Below are 17,619 nucleotides of genomic sequence, written 5' to 3' on the forward strand. Positions count from 1 at the left end.
AATGGAGAAACAACGAACTGAAATATCCACTTTAGGAGAATTCGGTCTGATCAAGCACCTGACCGAAACCTTTGAACTAAAAAATTCATCCAGCAAAAAAGGCGTTGGTGACGATGCCGCTGTGCTGGAATATACAGATAAACAAATACTCATCACGACCGACCTGCTGCTCGAAGGCATTCACTTCGACCTGACCTATGTGCCGTTGAAGCATTTGGGCTATAAATCGGCGGTGGTAAACTTTTCGGACGTTTACGCCATGAATGGTCGTCCGAAACAATTAACGATCTCTCTCGGTCTCTCAAAGCGCTTTTCGATCGAAGATCTGGAGGAGTTTTATACCGGTCTGAAGCTGGCTTGTGAAGTCTATGGCGTGGATTTGATTGGGGGTGACACATCAGCCTCTATGACCGGACTGACTATCTCCATCACCTGTCTGGGAGAAGGAGAAAAAGAAACAATTGCATACCGCAACGGCGCGAAAGAAAATGACCTCATCTGTGTTTCGGGAGATTTAGGTGCTGCCTACATGGGATTGCAACTTCTGGAACGTGAGAAACACGTACTGAAGGGAACCACCACCGTACAACCTGACTTCTCCGGAAAAGAGTATATCCTCGAACGCCAGCTCAAACCCGAGGCACGTAAAGACATCGTGGATGCTTTGGCCGGTAAGGGTATTGTTCCAACTTCAATGATTGATATATCAGACGGTCTTTCCTCTGAATTGCTGCATATCTGCACCCAGAGCAATGTGGGTTGCCGCATCTACGAAGAGCGAATCCCTATCGATTACCAAACTGCCACCATGGCTGAGGAGTTCAACATGAACCTTGTAACCGCGGCGATGAATGGTGGTGAAGATTACGAACTGCTTTTCACCGTTCCTCTGGAGAAACATGATGATGTTTCGGCCATCGAGGGCATCAGAGTGATCGGCCACGTTACCAATGCCTCGTTAGGTAAATGTATGATTACCCGTGACGGAGGCGAAATAGAACTTAAAGCTCAGGGTTGGAATTCTTTGAGTCACTGATAAGAACCTCTGAATATCTCCGGTTCTGTGATCCGGATCCCTTTCAATATAAAAGCCTGCAGTTCAGTACTATCTGAAATGCAGGCTTTTTATATCAATAAACCTACTTTGATCAACTAATTTTATTGCTCCAGAATGATCAACTTACAACCCACTTTGGGGATAGACTGAATCACAACCTGCGAATCGGAACTGAGTTTCGACCGGAGAGATGATAAAATATTATTTAGTGATGATTCCCTCATAAATCCCTCTTTTTCGCCCCATACAGCGTTTAATATATCATTCCGTTGAACAACCTTCCCCTGCTTATCGACCAATAAGTTCAACACAAGACATTCATTCTTAGGCAAATGAATCGTTTCATGATCAATCGTCAAACAATGCTCGACCGGATTAAACAGGTACTTTCCTATTTTCTTATCCGTTTGCAGACTGTTCGGCTCAATAGCAGGTTGGTTACCCGGTCTTGATAGAAGTGCATTGATCCGAAGGCTTAACTCTCTGATACTGTATGGTTTTTTCAGATAGTCAACATTTCCTATGCCAAATCCCTGCTGCAGGTCTTCATATTGAGTACGGGCTGTCGTAAAGATTATAGGGATGTTGCCGGACTGTCGAACGGTCCTTCCGACTTCGAATCCGTTTAATACGCCCTTTAGATTTACATCTAACAGGATAATATCAGGGGAGAAACGTTCAAAGGCCTTCAATGCCTCTTCTCCTTTATTTAAATGAAGAACTTCAAAACCTTCACTCTCCAGGCCATCAATAAGCATAAATGCCAGATTGGCGTCATCTTCAATTAATAAGACTTTCATCAAATATGGTGTACTTGGTTCGTTAATAAGGGAATACAACAGACAAAGTAAAGACAGACTTCAATATCAATAAACTTTACGATTAGCTTAAAACCGGCATCTGAATCTTGAACTCACTTCCTTTGGCCAGTTCGCTAATTACTTCGATTCGTCCTGCATGTTTTTCTATCACGGTTTTTACGTAGCTCAATCCTATCCCAAATCCGGCAGGAGAACCTTCTACAGTATTAAGCCGGGTATATTTCTGGAAAACACTGCTTATTTTATCCTGGGCAATACCGATACCATTATCTTTGACACACAGGATCAGATCCTTGCCCTTACTCTGCACTGAGATTGTAATATGGACGGAGTCATTCGAATATTTTATGGCATTATCAATCAGGTTGGCAATGCTTTGAGTCAAATGTTCTTTATCGGCGCTGATCATTGTCTTCTCTTCAATATTCTGCACATATATGCTTACACACTTCTCAGCTACAGCCGTAAATTTCTCTTTTAATACCTCTATGACTTCATTCAGGTCAAACTCACTATAGTTTAGCCGAAACATCCCTTCTTCAGCCATCGACAACGTCATAATCATGGCTATTTTCTCTGACATATCCCTCGTAGCCTCTTTGGAGATTGCCAGATAACGTTCCTTCTTCAACTTATTTTCATCAATAGAGGGTCTTGACAGAGCTTCCAAAGCCATCATCAAATGGGCTACCGGTCGTTTCAATTCATGAGCAGTGTGACCGAAAAAGTCATTCTTCATGGCATTCAACTGTTTCTGATAGGCCAGGGTGCGAAATAAGAACCATATACCATAAAGACACAGCAAGGCAAGCAATATTGATCCTGCAAGCAATAATCCCATTCGCTTAATAATGTTGGATAATGGATTGAGGAGTATCAGCTGTAAGGATTGCTGCTGGTCATAGGCCAACGGATGAAGCTTGGATGTGATAACAAACCGGGAATTAATATCTGCATTGAATGTCTTTGTAGAAAATATTCTTTTTCCGGATTGTTTATTATCCAGACATATCGAGAACTCCGGATTGATGTTATGCTTTTCCAGTGTAATGCGTGTGATACTATCGAGAAGTTGCAGATTCAGTGGGATTCTTTTATTCGTGAAATCACTTACCATCGAATTAAACAATCCCATTACATTCTTCTTATCCACATTCATTTTGTCGAAATCATAAACAACGACATCCTTGTCTTTAGACGATGTTGAGACTTTCATCTTCGGTGAACTTCCTTTAAAAGAAAACAAAGACTTAAATCTTAGGCTAACCTCCTTTTCACAAGCTTCATCAAACGCCCTGTTTATCTCTTTTGAAAGCGCATAACGAGTCAGCCGAAAATAATCATACACAACATAAACCTGCAAACCCAACACCAATATCAGACTTAATATTGACAGATAGGTAATGATGCGGGCTTTAGCTGATAGTATGTTTTTGAAAAATATCATGTTTGTGATTTTGATCAAACAATTGATGTTATTCGCGAAATCATCAATTATTTGGTAACGGATTATGGCAAAAGTACAAAAAAAAGTAGGATTTGATGAGTTCAACATTATTTCGACTGAAATTTATTTTGTCAACTCAAACGTTTTTACAATTCTGGACTTCAAGCCTTTATGGTTTGTTGGCTAATAAATAACTTATCAATAACAATGTATATCAAAAAGAGCACACTCTCACTTTAAAAAATTCCATTAGCTATAAGTGACAGTCTTATTAGGCTTTCATAATAATTACCGATAGATACTGGACTTGCTTTGATCTAATGAGTTTTGCTAAAGGAATAGTAAACATAGCTCGGATCTCCTTATCTCAATATCAACTTCTATCTGCAAATCATAACATTACCTCTCATCCAACCCTTTACATTAGTTATTTATTACCTCGAAAATGTCATCCGGAATATTGCTTGTTACCCTCCGGTTTAGCTGGAATCAGAAACCTCAATATCCGGATATCATGAACTATAAATGAGGTATATATGAGATTTATATTAGCAACCCTCACTTCCGAACCCCGTAATATTGCATCATCATCATTTTAAACGAAACCAATTGTCTAATCCTAAATCTTACAACAATGAAAAAAGCTGATAAAAAAAACGCTGCGCAACTTCGTGAATTATCAACTGCAGAACTGAAAAAAGTCAATGGAGGTACTACTTTCTGTATGATAGTAGATGGCAAAAAAATCTACATAACGATATAATTCGCACCTTTTTCAATTCCTTTCTTGGGATAAACAATCTATTAGGAAGGTGTATAGAAACCTAAAACAACCGAATCATGGCTACAACAGATAACAATAGTGTAATCGTAGAGCTTTACGATCTGTCGATTACCGAACGGAAAGATGACCGCTTTGGCCGTGTCGTGACCACAAAATCATTGACCGAGAATGACCTGATTAATATCGCAGTTGCCCGTCGTACCGACCTCAATCCCGTAACACTCAAGGCATCTATGGAGATCCTGAAAGAAATTGCGAAAGAGCAAATTGCAAACGGAGCCTCTGTATCCTTTGGCCTTGGTTATTTTAGCCTTTTGGTAAATGGCGTTTTCATTGGGGATAATGCCAAATGGGACGATACAAAACATAGTTTGTCAGTCCGGGTATCACCCACAGCTGATCTTCGCAGTGCAACAAACTCGGCGACAGTCGATGTGCGGGGAATGGCCGAAACAGGCACTGTGATCAATTCCCTTTTTGATGTTACCTCCAAAGAGGTAAACAGCAGATTAACTCCAAGTAGTGGGGTTCAGTTGGCAGGTAGTAAAATTAAGATCGCAGGAGATAATCCGGCCAATGGCATTAGCCTGATCAATCAGGTCACCCATGAGGTCATCGCGATTCCATCTAGCGCTCTTCTGCTAAATGATCCGTCAAAAATCATTTTCATAGTTCCTCAAACATTGCCCCAGGGAGATTACAAACTGAGTCTCACCACTCAATTCTCTAACTCTGTGCAAACTTTGAAAGAACCCCGAACTTATCTGTTTGACTATCTATTGAACGTCTGAAGACAATATTTGTCAATCGTATAGCCTAATATACGGGCGTCGTATATTAGGCTAAGCAGAAGACGTATATCTGGCTATGCGAATGCAGTATATCCGGCTATGCGTTGATCGCATACGAGGCTATACGATCGATGAATATCCTGATAATACACTTTCGAATAAAATGAATCTATTGAAATAACTATATAAAGAAAGGAAGAAAATGACATAACACAGATCCGAGCTGAAGTAAACTCCAGCGAACAAATACAGTTACAACGTTTTAGCCTAAAGAAATTTTTATATTGAGCCTAAAAACAGTCTGGCTCCAAGAACCACAAATAAACTATAAAAAGAGTCTGCTTTATTCTTTATCCAAAAGCTGATGAAATAAAAACGACCTGATAAAATGGTTATCTGACATAGCCATTTTGTCTTCTCGAAATTCGTTACATGGTGCATTTAAGTTTATGTGCCTTTTTCAATACTCAAATTAGGTCCTTACTATTGTGTAATAACTAAAATTAATTGATTATGAAAGCGACTTTTGAATTGTTTTTAGTGAGAGGATTATTGCGCTTAATAAGTGCAATTGGAAAATGTGCATCGAAGTCTTTTTCTTCGAAATCGGCATCAATGCTAATCTTTTTAGTTGGCACTATGGCTGTCCAGACAGCCGTTGCTGAGGAGCTCGTGAAATCTGTCCGGTTACAGGTTGCAGCAGGAAGTTATACTGATGAACTTTATGTTGGTTTCTTCTCAAGTGCCAGTGACGGGTATGATGCCTATGATTCAGAGAAAATGGATAATGGACCCACTTATCCTGCGATATGGACTTACGCCGATGGTGTCAGACTTGTCATTAATGGGTTATCGCCCTACACCGGGAATAAACAAATCACCGTTGGATTTCAGGCTGGACAAACAGGATCATTTAGTATTAAAGCTACGGAGATTCTGAACTTCGCCCAGGGGACAACGGTTCTTCTGACAGATAACAAAACTGGAATTTCACAGGATTTAGCCCTTAATCCGGTTTATTATTTTATGTCAAATGCCGAAACATCCAATCGCTTTACGTTGACAATATCTACAAAAACAGCTACAGATACTTCTACAACAACGACGACTATAACAACGCCATCTATCCCAGTAGATACAACAACGTCAAATACACCTATCGGGCCGTCAGAAAACAGTTCGGTTCCTACAAATATTGACTCTGTCAATATAGCTTCAAACATACCATTCACAGCAGTGCCCTCAAATGGCGGTTCAATTCTTGTTACACTTAAGGATTTGACTTTAAAAGGAGCATCTATTTCATTATACACTATGTACGGCAAACATATCACTAAGACTGCAGCAAAAGACGTGGAAACGATTGTAGGATCTAACCTCAAGGAAGGAATTTATATTGTGGAGGTCAAATCAAAAAATAATCGTTGGTCCCAGAAAGTTTCCATCAAATAGTGTTTTGTCAGGTATGATATAAAACTGGTTAAGCCGTAAAAATTGAAAGATCTGCTGTCTGTAAATTAGGTTATATGATAAAAATCTTCTCTTAGTTCACTTTAATATACTCCGAAACCATGTTCAACAAGCTCAGAGTTTAATGTGGTAGTAGGAGTATATTTTCAAAGCATTTTGAAGGAACAAAAAGCTTATGTTGAAGTCTGGCTACACCACGGGGTAGATTATCGACTTTTTGAAACAGCTTAAAACATAAGATCCTCATCATTAAAAGCTTTCCGATTAAGATTGAACAAACAAAAGAGTAAAATGAGAAAGCAATAGGATAAGGCTGTGAGATTGGTTACTCGGATGATCAATCGTTTGTAGCCTTATTCCCTTTGCCTGAATAACGAATCATTTAGCAAATACAATTAATATGGCAAGCTTTCTTTCACATACTCAAATCCTGCATAGCCCTAAAAAGTGCGCCCCATTGAATCTCCAGAAGTGGTAATTGAAGATTAGTTTCCGGTTATTGATTTAGACTCTTATCGCATGGAAAATAAAATATTCCCACCTGAGATTATCCAATTCACTGCGGAACATCATTTCGCCAAGAATCATTCCCAAAGCAAAGTTATCTACCTCACATTGGTTATTTCTCTTTTCGCTTTTATCTTTGCCTCCCCATTCATTGCTGTTGATCTTTCTTCCCAAAGTCAGGGCATTATCCGTACGCCTAATGAAAATAACAAGATTCAGGCTGCCGTTTACGGAGAAGTCAGTCAGGTAAACTTCTATGAAAATAAAAACGTCAGAAAGGGAGATACACTGCTAACGATGCGTACTGATAAATTAGATGAACAGATTGTGGCCAATCAGGCAAAGAAAACAGACAACGAACACAACATTTCAGATATAAATCTGCTGTTAACCGGAAAAACACCTTCAGGATACCGTTATCTGGGTGAAGGCAATGAATACATGTCAAAAGCAAAAGAGCTGGAGACTCAAATCCTTTATGCAGAAAAAGAGCTAAAACGGACAGAAAGCCTGTATCGGAAAAATATTGTATCCGAAGAAGAATATCTACAGGTAAAAAATAAATACGAAACAGCTCTGAAGCAAAAGGAATTCTCTCAAAATGAATACCGGATTCGCTGGCAAACGGACAAAAAACGTTTAGAGCTGGAGAATATTGATCTTGCATCAGGAATAAATCAACTTTTTAAAGAGAAAAGAAACTATACAATCATTGCTCCGGCTGAAGGTGCCATTATACAATGCGACGGGGTACAACCCGGTAGTTTTATTACTCCGGGGCAAACTATCGGATATTTATCACAAAGCAACCTACTCATTGCCGAATGCTACATTACCCCTTCAGACATCGGATTCATCCATGTCGGGCAAGAGGTCTCCATCCGTTTCGATGCTTTTAATTACCGGGAATGGGGAATGATCAGAGGGAAAGTGACCGGAATATCCAACGATATTGTAACGATGAATAATCAGCCTGTTTTTAAGGTTAGATGTGAGCTTCAGAAATACCAGCTTACACTGAAAAACGGATATCAGGGAAGAATCAAAAAAGGGATGACTATCACCGGGCAATTCTACCTAACCCAAAGAACACTGGCTCAGCTACTTTTTGACAAAGTGGACAACTGGATGAATCCCAAACTCTCCCAATGATAACACAAATGAATATCAAAATAAAACAACATGATATCACGGATTGCGGAGCAGCCTGTCTGGCTTCAGTCGCCGCTTATTATAAGCTAAAACTACCACTAGCCCGCATCCGTCAGATCGCCGGTACTGATAAGAAGGGAACGAACTTATTCGGATTACTCAAGGCTGCCGAACAAATTGGGTTTCAGGCAAAAGGGGTACAAGGAAATCCGGAATCGTTGTCAACCATCCCTACTCCTGCCATTGCACATGTCATCATTAATCAGAAACTGGAGCATTATATAGTTATTTACTCCGTCGGTAAGAATGTATTAAAATATATGGATCCGGCTGACGGACTGATGCACAAGTCCTCATTCTCAGAATTCGAGAAGATCTGGTCAGGAATTCTATTACTCTTAATACCTGATGAAGACTTTGAGACCGGGAATCAGCGTATATCAAACCTTACTCGTTTTATTCACTTATTAAAACCACACAAGAGTATATTATACCAGGCTATCATTGGAGCTATGGCCTATACTATCATCGGATTGTCTTCAGCAATTTACATTCAAAAGATAACCGATAATGTCATGATCAATGGAAATATTAACCTGCTCAACCTGTTGAGTTGTGCTATGCTGGTTATCCTGGTCGTTCAGCTATTTGTTGGAGCTACAAAAAGCATTTTTATGCTACAAATGGGTCAGAAAATCGACGCACAACTTATTTTGGGCTACTATAAGCATTTGCTTAAGCTCCCCCAGCATTTTTTCGATACAATGAGGGTGGGCGAAATCATTTCCCGGGTAAATGACGCCGTTAAGATCAGGGCTTTTATCAACGAGACAGTTGTGGGGATGGTCGTAAATCTGTTTATAGTCGCCTTTTCATTCCTCCTGATGTTTATTTATTCAGGAAAACTGGCATTAATTATGTCGGCTATTATCCCTTTTTACCTGTTTCTATACTGGCTGACTAATCGCCTTAACAAAAAACAGGAACGCAAACTTATGGAGAACTCTGCGGAGCTTGAGAGCCAGCTGGTGGAATCCATCACTTCAGTAAAGACCATCAAGCAGTTCGGGATTGAGAATTTTGCAAATATCAAAACCGAGATGCGCTTCGTAACATTATTGGATACGGTTTATAAGTCAGGGATGAATTCTGTCTTTTCAACCTTTTCATCTGAATTTCTAACGAGGACTTTTACCATTATTATCCTTTGGGCAGGAACCTATCTGGTATTGGATAAAACTATCACTCCGGGAGAACTGCTCTCTTTCTATGCATTGATCGGATATTTTACCAATCCGATGAGATCTTTGATCGATATGAATAAAAACACGCAGAATGCTATGATTGCTGCTGACCGCCTGTTTGACATTATGGATCTTGAGCGGGAAGAAGAGACCGACAAATCGAATCTTAAACGGGAATATGTGGGAGATATCCGGTTCGAGGATGTATCCTTCAGTTATGGAACCAGAACAGATGTGTTTGATCAGTTTTCATTTACTATTCCAAAAGGGAAGTTAACTGCAATCATCGGAGAAAGCGGCTCGGGTAAAACAACTCTCGCTGCATTACTTCAGAAACTTTATCCGATTAAAAGCGGCAAAATATATATCGGTGATCACAACATTGACTTTTACACTAATAGTAGCCTACGTCAATTAATCAGTAGTGTTCCTCAACAACTGGATCTTTTCTCCGGGAGCATTATCGAGAACATTGCGGTAGGAGAATTTAATCCGGATATCGAGCGAGTCATTAACCTATGCAAGGAACTTGGCATGATCAACTTTATAGAGAAATTGCCAAATGGATTAGCATCGCAGATCGGAGAAAACGGGGCGACGCTATCAGGTGGACAAAGGCAGCGACTGGCTATTGCCAGGGCACTGTACAAAGACCCTGAGATCTTAATATTAGATGAAGCTACTTCAGCTCTCGATTCGGAATCTGAGTTTTACGTCCAAAAGATGGTACAACAAATGGTTCGTGAAGGAAAAACCGTTATTGTAATTGCTCACCGGCTAAGTACAGTCGTGAAAGCCGATAAGATTGCTGTCATGTATGAAGGGTCTATTATAGAAGAAGGTACCCACCGGGAATTATTCAATCTGCAAGGTTCATATTACAAGATGTGGCAAAAGCAAATCCCCAGTGAACTTTTTGATCAAATCTTTGCTTAGTCATCAAGATTAACTATCGACTCAGGATTTTGAATTCCGGTAGATGCTCTTTGAAAGATTAAGAGCCCAACCCAATAAATAAATCTCAGTTTTTAGGACCAGGCTAAAGCCAATATAGAAACGGGGCACCTTTTTCAAGAAGTGCCCCGTTTCTATATTGGTACAAAGTTCCTTATACGTACTCTTCACCCAATTTCATCTGGGTATCTACCACAAACTGACGGATTCTCTGCTCATCATCTTTTTTGCAAATCAGAAGCACATTGTCCGACTCTACGATAATATATCCTTCCAAACCCTGTACTACAGCCAGTTTTCCTTTAGGCAATACAATCATATTCGATTTGGAATCGTAAGTCAGTGATTCGCATTTCAGTGTCACGTTTGCGTCTCCATCTTTGGGTGAGATATCATAAAGTGATCCCCAGGTTCCTAGATCAGACCAACCGAACTCAGCACAAAGCACTGCCACCTCTTCCGCTTTTTCCATAATACCATAGTCAATCGAGATATTGGGACAAGCAGGAAAGTTCAAATCAATAAACTCTTGCTCTTCTGGAGTATTATAGGCGTTATTTCCGGCGGCAAAGATTTCAGCGACATCTGGTAATTGTCTCTCAAATTCGGAAATGATGCTGTTTACATTCCACAAGAAAATACCTGAGTTCCAGAAGAATTCACCGGTTTGCAGGAACACCTTAGCCAGTTCCAGATTTGGTTTCTCGGTAAATGTCTTTACTTTTTTGATATTCCCCTTTACCTCTTCTCCGATCTGAATATATCCATATCCGGTTTCGGGACGGTTAGGAGTCATCCCTAACGTAAGCAGCGTTTTTTTATCCTTTACGAAATTCAATCCGTTTTGAATCGTATTTACAAACTCCTCTTCATTCAGAATCAAATGGTCAGAAGGGGCAACTACAATATTGGCATTCGGATTTTTACTGCGGATATGATATGAAGCCCATGCAATACAGGGAGCTGTATTACGGCGTTGCGGTTCAAACAAAATCTGAGCATCACTCAGTTCCGGCAATTGCTCTTTGATTAATCCCGCATAGCCTTCATTTGTTACGATTATGATGTTCTCTTTGGGCAGAATTTTGGCAAATCGATCATAAGTCATTTGCAGCAGAGAGCGGCCTGTACCAAAGAAGTCCAGAAATTGTTTAGGTAAGTGTGTGCGGCTAAATGGCCAGAAACGGCTTCCTATACCACCGCCCATAATCACACAATAATTGTTTCCCATAGCTTTACGGTAAATTGTTATCAGTAATTAATTTGTCGTCGTAAAGATAGCAGCAAATTTCATCCGAATCATGCTAAAAGGGTCTTTTTTTCAAAAAAAACAGCGTCACCACTTGCAGGTTTAGAAATTAGTCTTACCTTTGCACCGTCTTTAAGCCCAGATGGCGGAATTGGTAGACGCGCTGGTCTCAAACACCAGTGGATTCACTTCCATGCCGGTTCGATCCCGGCTCTGGGTACGGCTTAAAAACACAAAAGAGCTGATAATCAAATTGATTGTCGGCTCTTTTTATTTTCAAGGTGTACTAAATCTTTTGACACTCCCCATACCTGCTTTGCCAAATGCTTCCAAAAGCAGTTTGACATCCTGCCCAAGGAGTTTATCAAGAAACAGCTGAACGGGAAAGGATTCCTACCCGTTAACGCACTCCCGATTGATGGGATTGGATTACTTTCCACCCGTTGTCAGTCTTCTCATAGACAAAAGACCAGAAGAAACTGACATGAAAGGATTGCCCGCCGGTTGGCTCAACATCTGCATCTCCCGATGTAGTCAAAAGCGAAATCCGTTCAGACAGGGCAGTAATCTTCTTATTCTTAATTTCAATACCTTGTTTTGTCCCGACACGCAAGTTGCCTTTTAATACCGAAACCAACGAATCATACTTTGCATAATATATCCCGTTCACAATAGACCCGGCATTGTACCTGTCGTCAACGCCCGTACTTATTTTACCGTAATCCAGATCTTCAGCAGCCTTTACCATCGTAAGGAAAACAGAATCAACCTGCTGCTCTATCGTTGATTTTTGCTGACGAGTCAGCTCCTGAGCTTTTACCTGATTATGGAGTCCTAATAGCAGGACGCCGGCTAAAATAATAGCCAGTGTTGTTTTCATAGGCATTGAGTTATTGATCAAACAAACTTATTTTATCAACGTACAATCCGACTTACCTGTTCGAGACTCCCTCTTGCACGGGTTCTGTTCACCCCTCTTGCGCGAAATTAGCGAAGCGTGCTGGAAATCCAAACAGCTTGTAAATGTATTAAACCCGCTCCCCACAAAAGTACGCACATTTCCAAATCTTTTACCAAATCACACCAATTAAACACAAAAACAGCAAACAATTTTACTACGGCAACAAATCACATTATCATTGGGCGTTAATGGCTTGCAATAATTCCATAGTGCATTATAATGATCATGTAGTGTTATGCTCCCCTATCCGGTTACAACGTAGTGGCTAAAGGGACAGCATAATATTGTGTTTACATTGTCCATTTCCAGTCAAACACTGAACATTATCGGAGCTTCAATGGACATTACAGTCGGAATAATGTACATTGAAGGTCCAATAATGCCTGTGTTTTACCCATATATCCTCTAAAGGGGACTTAAAGAGTGTGCAGGATATTATCAGCAACAGACTCCCGTCACACTCGAAAACAATCGACCCTATATCAAGACGCGATAAATCGCGATCTCTACGAAGCTACACTGAATGTCAGCAAAACAGAGGAAGAGACGCGATTCATCGCGTCTGGGGATATAAGTAAAGACCGATATCCATGTCGTATTCATTTGTAATTCTATTTTTACCTCTATATGATTTGGAATAAGTTGAGAGAAATGTTTGAGCTTTCAAAACAGGCCCAGGATTTCTACCCCTAAATCCCCTCTAAACAATTATTGCACATTTTCTTATCTATATTTGACTAATTTGAGACTTCAAAGTCCTAAAACCCGGCTTATCTTTGTTATACTGATGAATATGAATCAGAAAGGGAGATTTTGCCTGTTTCGGTGACACTACTTCCCATGCCTAAACTATTATTAATCCAAAACTAATCTATGAAGAAAAGGAAACTCTCAGTAATAACGCTTTTGTTGTTGGGGTTAGAATTTGCCACTTTGAACGCACAATCGACCAGCGCAAGTAGCTTCCTGGTTGCCCAGCCGATTCCTGACCGGACAGTTTCATTCAGCGTTGCTGACAGCGGCGTTGCCAAACCACTCACCTGGGGATTGGACCTTGCCTGGCTCAGCGAGACAAACATTCGCCGCGGGATTGCCTTTATGGGAGCAGACCGGGTGGATGTCGTGAGATCGTCCTTCACACCAACAGATTCATTAATCAACGGTGACCTTAAGCCGGCTGAACTCGCCACGCTCAACCAACGATTGACTATCATGGATTTGCTGTCTCCCAAAACGGTCGTGATGCTCAATGACGATAATCCGACTGTATCCTCTTGGTACAATGGCAGACCAGATCACTGGGCACAGCTGATGGATGTGACCACTAAACGCGTTCAGGCACATGGCCGCAGAGTGGTTTCAATCGCGCCGTTTAACGAGCCGGATAATTCTGCGACAGGACAGGGTACCGTAACCGACTTTTACAATATCATTGGTGAGCTGAAAAAGAATCCCCGCTTCGACACTATCCGCATTTGTGGGGGTAATACACTGAATGATGACCAGGCTTTGAACTGGTACAACACATTAAAGTCCAGACTGGACGAAGGAAATACCCACCAGCTTGCAGGGAGTTTTGATAACTATGCCACCTTCTATCAGACGGTGAGAGCAAATGGAGACCAGGCAACCAATGATGAGCTGCACAATGTCATGGAGGCTATGGTGGGCGCTGAATATGGTATGCAAAACGGGATATGGTGGGGTACTGCCGAGTATGCCCGCGGTGAGTTTGTCAAAGCGAGTGACGGCAAACGCCTCGGCTATGCCGAACACCGTCCCAACTGGACAGCAGCATCAGTCTATCGCAACCTGGATGGAAAGATTCAGGCCTTTGGCGGTACATCGGAACGTCAGGCTGCAACGACTACCTATCGCTTTTTATCCAAAGACAGGGATGTGTACTATGATGGCTACGGCCCACAGCGTGAATATACCATGGTGATGCCTGGCGGTACGGCTTACCAAACCGGACAGACCAATGCCGAGAGAGTGGTCAATGTTACCTGGGGCGAAGACATCCAGCCTGTTATTAACGGATCCTATGTCGTAGTAAACCGCAACAGTGGCAAGGTGTTGACTGTACCACTCGGCTACACGACCAATGGCCTTAATCTCAATCAATCGACATTCAATGCAACCTACAAATATCAGCAATGGAATGTAAATCCGGTAGATTCGCGCATTGGTGGTGACTTCAGCTATTTTACCTTTAAGAATGTCAGCACCGCCAAAGTACCTGATGTAATCAACTTTTCGCTGGATAATAATGCTAATGTACAGCAGTGGGATGATACCAAAGGGACTAACCAGCAGTGGTACCTGGAATATGCGGAGGATGGATGGTTTTATATCCGCAACCGCCAGAGTGCAAAATGCCTGATGGTTTCAAATTCCAGCACTTCATCAGGAGCAAGCATCGTACAATGGGATAAGACCGGCGTAACCAGCCAGCAGTGGCGTTTTGTTCCGGTAGGTGCGCCTATCGAATTTGTAGCGCCAGGTGCTCCGGGCAATTTAGTGGCGACTCCGAACGCAGAATCTATCCGTCTGGACTGGACGGCCAGCGGTGATGCGGATGTTGCCGGCTACAACGTTTACCGTGCTGATTCAGCCGGTGGCGCATATAATACCATTGCCCGTAACGTGAAAACAGCCTCTTTCGTTGATAATACCGCCACCACAGGAGGCCCCTATTACTATAAAGTAAAAGCGGTGGATAACTCGCTCAACCGTTCGACTTACTCGAATGAAGTTTCGGCAACTGCCACCGGAAGCAATACCCTGGTAATGCAACTGCCTTTCAACGGGAATACGCAGGACACGACCATCAACCTCAACCACAGCGCGACCTACGGCACGATCTCTTACGTTCAGGGCAAAATGGGTAAAGCTATTTTCCTGAATGGATCCACTGGCTTTGTTCAGCTTCCGGCTACCATGGCCAACCAGAAAGAGCTGACCATTGCTACCTGGGTTTACTGGAGAAGTGGTGCAGGCTGGCAGCGTATCTTTGACTTCGGCAACGACCAGACTCAATACATGTACCTCACCCCGAATAACGGTTCAGGTCAAATGCGATTCGGCATCAAAAACGGAGGAACCGAGCAACAACTGAACACAACCTCAATGTCAGTAGGGAAATGGACTCATGTGGCGATAACATTAAGCACAACCGGCGCCCGCATTTATGTAAATGGCGTACAGGCAGCAGAATCCAGCGCTATCACCATCAGCCCGTTGGACTTCAAACCGGTGCTGAACTACATCGGCCGCAGCCAGTTCTCCGATCCTTTGCTCAATGCTTACATCGACGATTTCAGGGTGTATAACTACGCTTTGTCTGCCAGCGAAGTATCTCAGGTGGTATCGGAAGTTACAAGCGGGGTGAATGATGTCCGCAATAACCGGGAACTCTCTGTATGGCCGGTTCCCGCGAGTGATGTGATCCATGTAAATTATCCTTCGGCAAACGACAATTCAACGCTTTCGGTTTTTGATATAAACGGAAGATTGGTCATAACCAAAGTGATGAATAATACCACCGATACCGAACTGAATGTTTCCAACCTGCCTTCCGGTATCTACACGCTTAAGCTGACCAACAGCGAAGAGACTCAGATGAAGAAACTGATCGTCAGACATTGATAAGTTATTCTTTATAAATGAAAAGCTCCTGCTTTTGCCGTAATGGTAAAGCAGGAGCTTTTTTGTTGGGGGTGGTGGTGTTGCCAGTTGGGAAATTGAACCAATGCTCAATGACCTATAACCAGACAATAATCAACAAGGGGGCGGAATAGTTTCCTACTGCAAACGTTGTCAACTTTATTTCATCATTGATAGACTTCTGTTTATTTGGGGGTCTGACTCTAAGTACATTATATCAAACGAATCTCCGATTTGGATCTTATCATCGTCATCAGAGATCCCTTCATAACTTACGCCTTTTACAGAGAACCGGTAATAAGTATTGACAATACCTCTATATCCGGGAATCCTTTTGTCAAATACAATACCTTTGGTTCCAGTTCCGCTATCTTTCAATCTATTGTAGTCTAATTGATTTACAAATACTACATATACGATTATAGCAAAGACAGTAAAAATCACAGCCATCTTTAATTTATTTGCACCATCAAACAGGTATCTGAGATCTTTTAATCTTATTTTTTGCTGAGTTTTCTTATTCATCTAGTCACTTTAAAACTATTGCATTCTTTATCGTTTAAAATGCGGAATAACCGGGATAACCTCAATACTTTTAAACGGATCTATCAACCTTTGATTGTTGACATAGCAATGTTGAACAATATCGGTGATAATATATCTTTTCAGGTCAGGGTCCTGATCTGAAGATGAATAACTGAAATCATATATTTGACCTGCAATACAAAAAATATAGTTCAACAATAACACCGGCTCACCATGTTTTATCACTGAATACGATGAGAAATAGATCTTTTGTTCTTTGTTTTTGAGTAGAAAATATTTCTGAGACGTCACCTTGAAATTTCTTATTAATTCTGACACACTCATTCTATAATACTGATCCAGACTTAAATGAATGTTACTGGTATCCTGCCTTAAAATGGCGAAGAATTTTGTTTGGGAGATCTTGCTTTTGGGTTTAAAGGTTGCCGTAAGTAATATCTTATTATAGTTTACAATATCCCAATCATCCGGAAGATTTACTACCAGTTTATTCTTCTTATCTTCATAGATCTTCCAGTTTACAATCTTCTTTTCGTTAGAAATAACGTAAGTCCATTTCCCTGTCTTCAATCCTTCGGAGTAATGCCCCTGTGTCAAAAGAGCAGTATCTTTTCCATCAAAGATTTGCCACATGCCATTTTCTTTTCCGTTCTTTACATCACCTGCTACTATGCCTTTATTGGGAACTTTATCCGAGGAGTTGAAGAAGTAATATTTCCGTTTATTCTCTTTGCAAGCTATTCCGGAAAGAATAATTAAAGTCAAACCCAATAATCTTATAACACCTGTCTTCATTGTGTATTCTTTTATTTTATTTTCCCCTAGATATAGAGCTTAACGGAAATCCGGACTCAAAACAGTTTCTGTCTTCAAATTGATATTTCTTCAAGCAGTTATAAACTGCTCTTATTTTAGGTCCAAGTTTTGAAAACTTGAACCAGAAGTTACCTCAATGCTTTCGACATTTTGT

The 17,619-nt window shown here is 41.1% G+C and carries 13 protein-coding genes and 1 tRNA gene; 8 read left to right on the plus strand and 6 right to left on the minus strand.

Going from position 1 to position 17,619, the window contains the following annotated elements; genetic code table 11:
• Position 1: 1 nt before the first annotated feature.
• Positions 2–1,036: a thiamine-phosphate kinase gene (gene thiL, locus MLE17_RS04850; protein ID WP_243347589.1), complete on the plus strand. Its 1,035-nt coding sequence runs from the start codon at positions 2–4 to the stop codon at positions 1,034–1,036.
• 122 nt (positions 1,037–1,158) lie between these two features.
• Here thiL and MLE17_RS04855 read toward each other — a convergent pair whose 3' ends face one another.
• Entirely contained in the window at positions 1,159–1,857 is a 699-nt protein-coding gene (locus tag MLE17_RS04855) for a response regulator transcription factor (RefSeq protein WP_243347591.1), read from the minus strand.
• Between the two features lie 82 nt (positions 1,858–1,939).
• Positions 1,940–3,325: a sensor histidine kinase gene (locus tag MLE17_RS04860; protein ID WP_243347594.1), complete on the minus strand. Its 1,386-nt coding sequence runs from the start codon at positions 3,323–3,325 to the stop codon at positions 1,940–1,942.
• A gap of 634 nt (positions 3,326–3,959) precedes the next feature.
• Between MLE17_RS04860 and MLE17_RS18855 the strand changes: the two genes are divergently transcribed.
• From MLE17_RS18855 to MLE17_RS04880, 5 genes are all read left to right on the plus strand, one after another.
• Positions 3,960–4,088, plus strand: a complete 129-nt coding sequence (locus tag MLE17_RS18855) for a hypothetical protein (RefSeq protein ID WP_262920287.1) — start codon at positions 3,960–3,962, stop codon at positions 4,086–4,088.
• Positions 4,089–4,165: 77 nt separating this feature from the next.
• Positions 4,166–4,900 (plus strand): DUF4469 domain-containing protein, encoded by a 735-nt coding sequence (locus tag MLE17_RS04865; protein ID WP_243347595.1) that lies wholly within the window; start codon positions 4,166–4,168, stop codon positions 4,898–4,900.
• A 513-nt stretch (positions 4,901–5,413) separates the two neighbouring features.
• Positions 5,414–6,352, plus strand: coding sequence for a T9SS type A sorting domain-containing protein (locus MLE17_RS04870; protein ID WP_243347598.1), 939 nt, complete (start codon positions 5,414–5,416; stop codon positions 6,350–6,352).
• A 537-nt stretch (positions 6,353–6,889) separates the two neighbouring features.
• On the plus strand, positions 6,890–8,029 hold the full coding sequence (locus MLE17_RS04875) for an HlyD family secretion protein (RefSeq protein WP_243347602.1): 1,140 nt from the start codon (positions 6,890–6,892) through the stop codon (positions 8,027–8,029).
• The gene (locus tag MLE17_RS04880; RefSeq protein WP_243347603.1) at positions 8,026–10,209 is read left to right on the plus strand and encodes a peptidase domain-containing ABC transporter; all 2,184 of its coding nucleotides are present in this window, start codon (positions 8,026–8,028) and stop codon (positions 10,207–10,209) included. Before MLE17_RS04875 ends, MLE17_RS04880 begins: the two co-directional genes overlap by 4 nt.
• Positions 10,210–10,381: 172 nt before the next feature.
• Here the strand turns inward: MLE17_RS04880 and MLE17_RS04885 are convergent, their stop codons facing one another.
• Positions 10,382–11,458: a mannose-1-phosphate guanylyltransferase gene (locus MLE17_RS04885; protein ID WP_243347605.1), complete on the minus strand. Its 1,077-nt coding sequence runs from the start codon at positions 11,456–11,458 to the stop codon at positions 10,382–10,384.
• 154 nt (positions 11,459–11,612) lie between these two features.
• Between MLE17_RS04885 and MLE17_RS04890 the strand changes: the two genes are divergently transcribed.
• Positions 11,613–11,696: transfer RNA gene (locus MLE17_RS04890), tRNA-Leu, on the plus strand.
• Positions 11,697–11,876: 180 nt separating this feature from the next.
• Here the strand turns inward: MLE17_RS04890 and MLE17_RS04895 are convergent.
• Positions 11,877–12,356 carry a nuclear transport factor 2 family protein gene (locus tag MLE17_RS04895; RefSeq protein WP_243347606.1) on the minus strand — a complete coding sequence of 160 codons (480 nt, stop codon included), beginning with the start codon at positions 12,354–12,356 and terminating at the stop codon, positions 11,877–11,879.
• 954 nt (positions 12,357–13,310) lie between these two features.
• Here MLE17_RS04895 and MLE17_RS04900 point away from each other — a divergent pair.
• On the plus strand, positions 13,311–16,085 hold the full coding sequence (locus MLE17_RS04900; protein WP_243347608.1) for an RICIN domain-containing protein: 2,775 nt from the start codon (positions 13,311–13,313) through the stop codon (positions 16,083–16,085).
• Between the two features lie 177 nt (positions 16,086–16,262).
• On the opposite strand, the gene MLE17_RS04905 is transcribed toward MLE17_RS04900, so the two are convergent.
• Both MLE17_RS04905 and MLE17_RS04910 read right to left on the minus strand, forming a co-directional pair.
• Positions 16,263–16,628 (minus strand): hypothetical protein, encoded by a 366-nt coding sequence (locus MLE17_RS04905; protein WP_243347610.1) that lies wholly within the window; start codon positions 16,626–16,628, stop codon positions 16,263–16,265.
• Between the two features lie 27 nt (positions 16,629–16,655).
• The gene (locus tag MLE17_RS04910; RefSeq protein ID WP_243347612.1) at positions 16,656–17,444 is read right to left on the minus strand and encodes a hypothetical protein; all 789 of its coding nucleotides are present in this window, start codon (positions 17,442–17,444) and stop codon (positions 16,656–16,658) included.
• Positions 17,445–17,619 lie beyond the last annotated feature (175 nt).

Origin of the sequence: Parabacteroides sp. FAFU027, assembly GCF_022808675.1 — a bacterium.
In the GTDB taxonomy this organism is placed as follows: domain Bacteria; phylum Bacteroidota; class Bacteroidia; order Bacteroidales; family UBA7332; genus CAXXIC01.

Coding starts and splice junctions, on each gene's coding strand:
- MLE17_RS04905 (WP_243347610.1), bottom strand. CDS start 16,628: ATGAATAAGAAAACTCAGCAAAAAATAAGATTAAAAGATCTCAGATAC.
- MLE17_RS18855 (WP_262920287.1), top strand. CDS start 3,960: ATGAAAAAAGCTGATAAAAAAAACGCTGCGCAACTTCGTGAATTATCA.
- MLE17_RS04870 (WP_243347598.1), top strand. CDS start 5,414: ATGAAAGCGACTTTTGAATTGTTTTTAGTGAGAGGATTATTGCGCTTA.
- MLE17_RS04865 (WP_243347595.1), top strand. CDS start 4,166: ATGGCTACAACAGATAACAATAGTGTAATCGTAGAGCTTTACGATCTG.
- MLE17_RS04855 (WP_243347591.1), bottom strand. CDS start 1,857: ATGAAAGTCTTATTAATTGAAGATGACGCCAATCTGGCATTTATGCTT.
- MLE17_RS04900 (WP_243347608.1), top strand. CDS start 13,311: ATGAAGAAAAGGAAACTCTCAGTAATAACGCTTTTGTTGTTGGGGTTA.
- MLE17_RS04895 (WP_243347606.1), bottom strand. CDS start 12,356: ATGAAAACAACACTGGCTATTATTTTAGCCGGCGTCCTGCTATTAGGA.
- MLE17_RS04885 (WP_243347605.1), bottom strand. CDS start 11,458: ATGGGAAACAATTATTGTGTGATTATGGGCGGTGGTATAGGAAGCCGT.
- thiL (WP_243347589.1), top strand. CDS start 2: ATGGAGAAACAACGAACTGAAATATCCACTTTAGGAGAATTCGGTCTG.
- MLE17_RS04880 (WP_243347603.1), top strand. CDS start 8,026: ATGATAACACAAATGAATATCAAAATAAAACAACATGATATCACGGAT.
- MLE17_RS04875 (WP_243347602.1), top strand. CDS start 6,890: ATGGAAAATAAAATATTCCCACCTGAGATTATCCAATTCACTGCGGAA.
- MLE17_RS04860 (WP_243347594.1), bottom strand. CDS start 3,325: ATGATATTTTTCAAAAACATACTATCAGCTAAAGCCCGCATCATTACC.
- MLE17_RS04910 (WP_243347612.1), bottom strand. CDS start 17,444: ATGAAGACAGGTGTTATAAGATTATTGGGTTTGACTTTAATTATTCTT.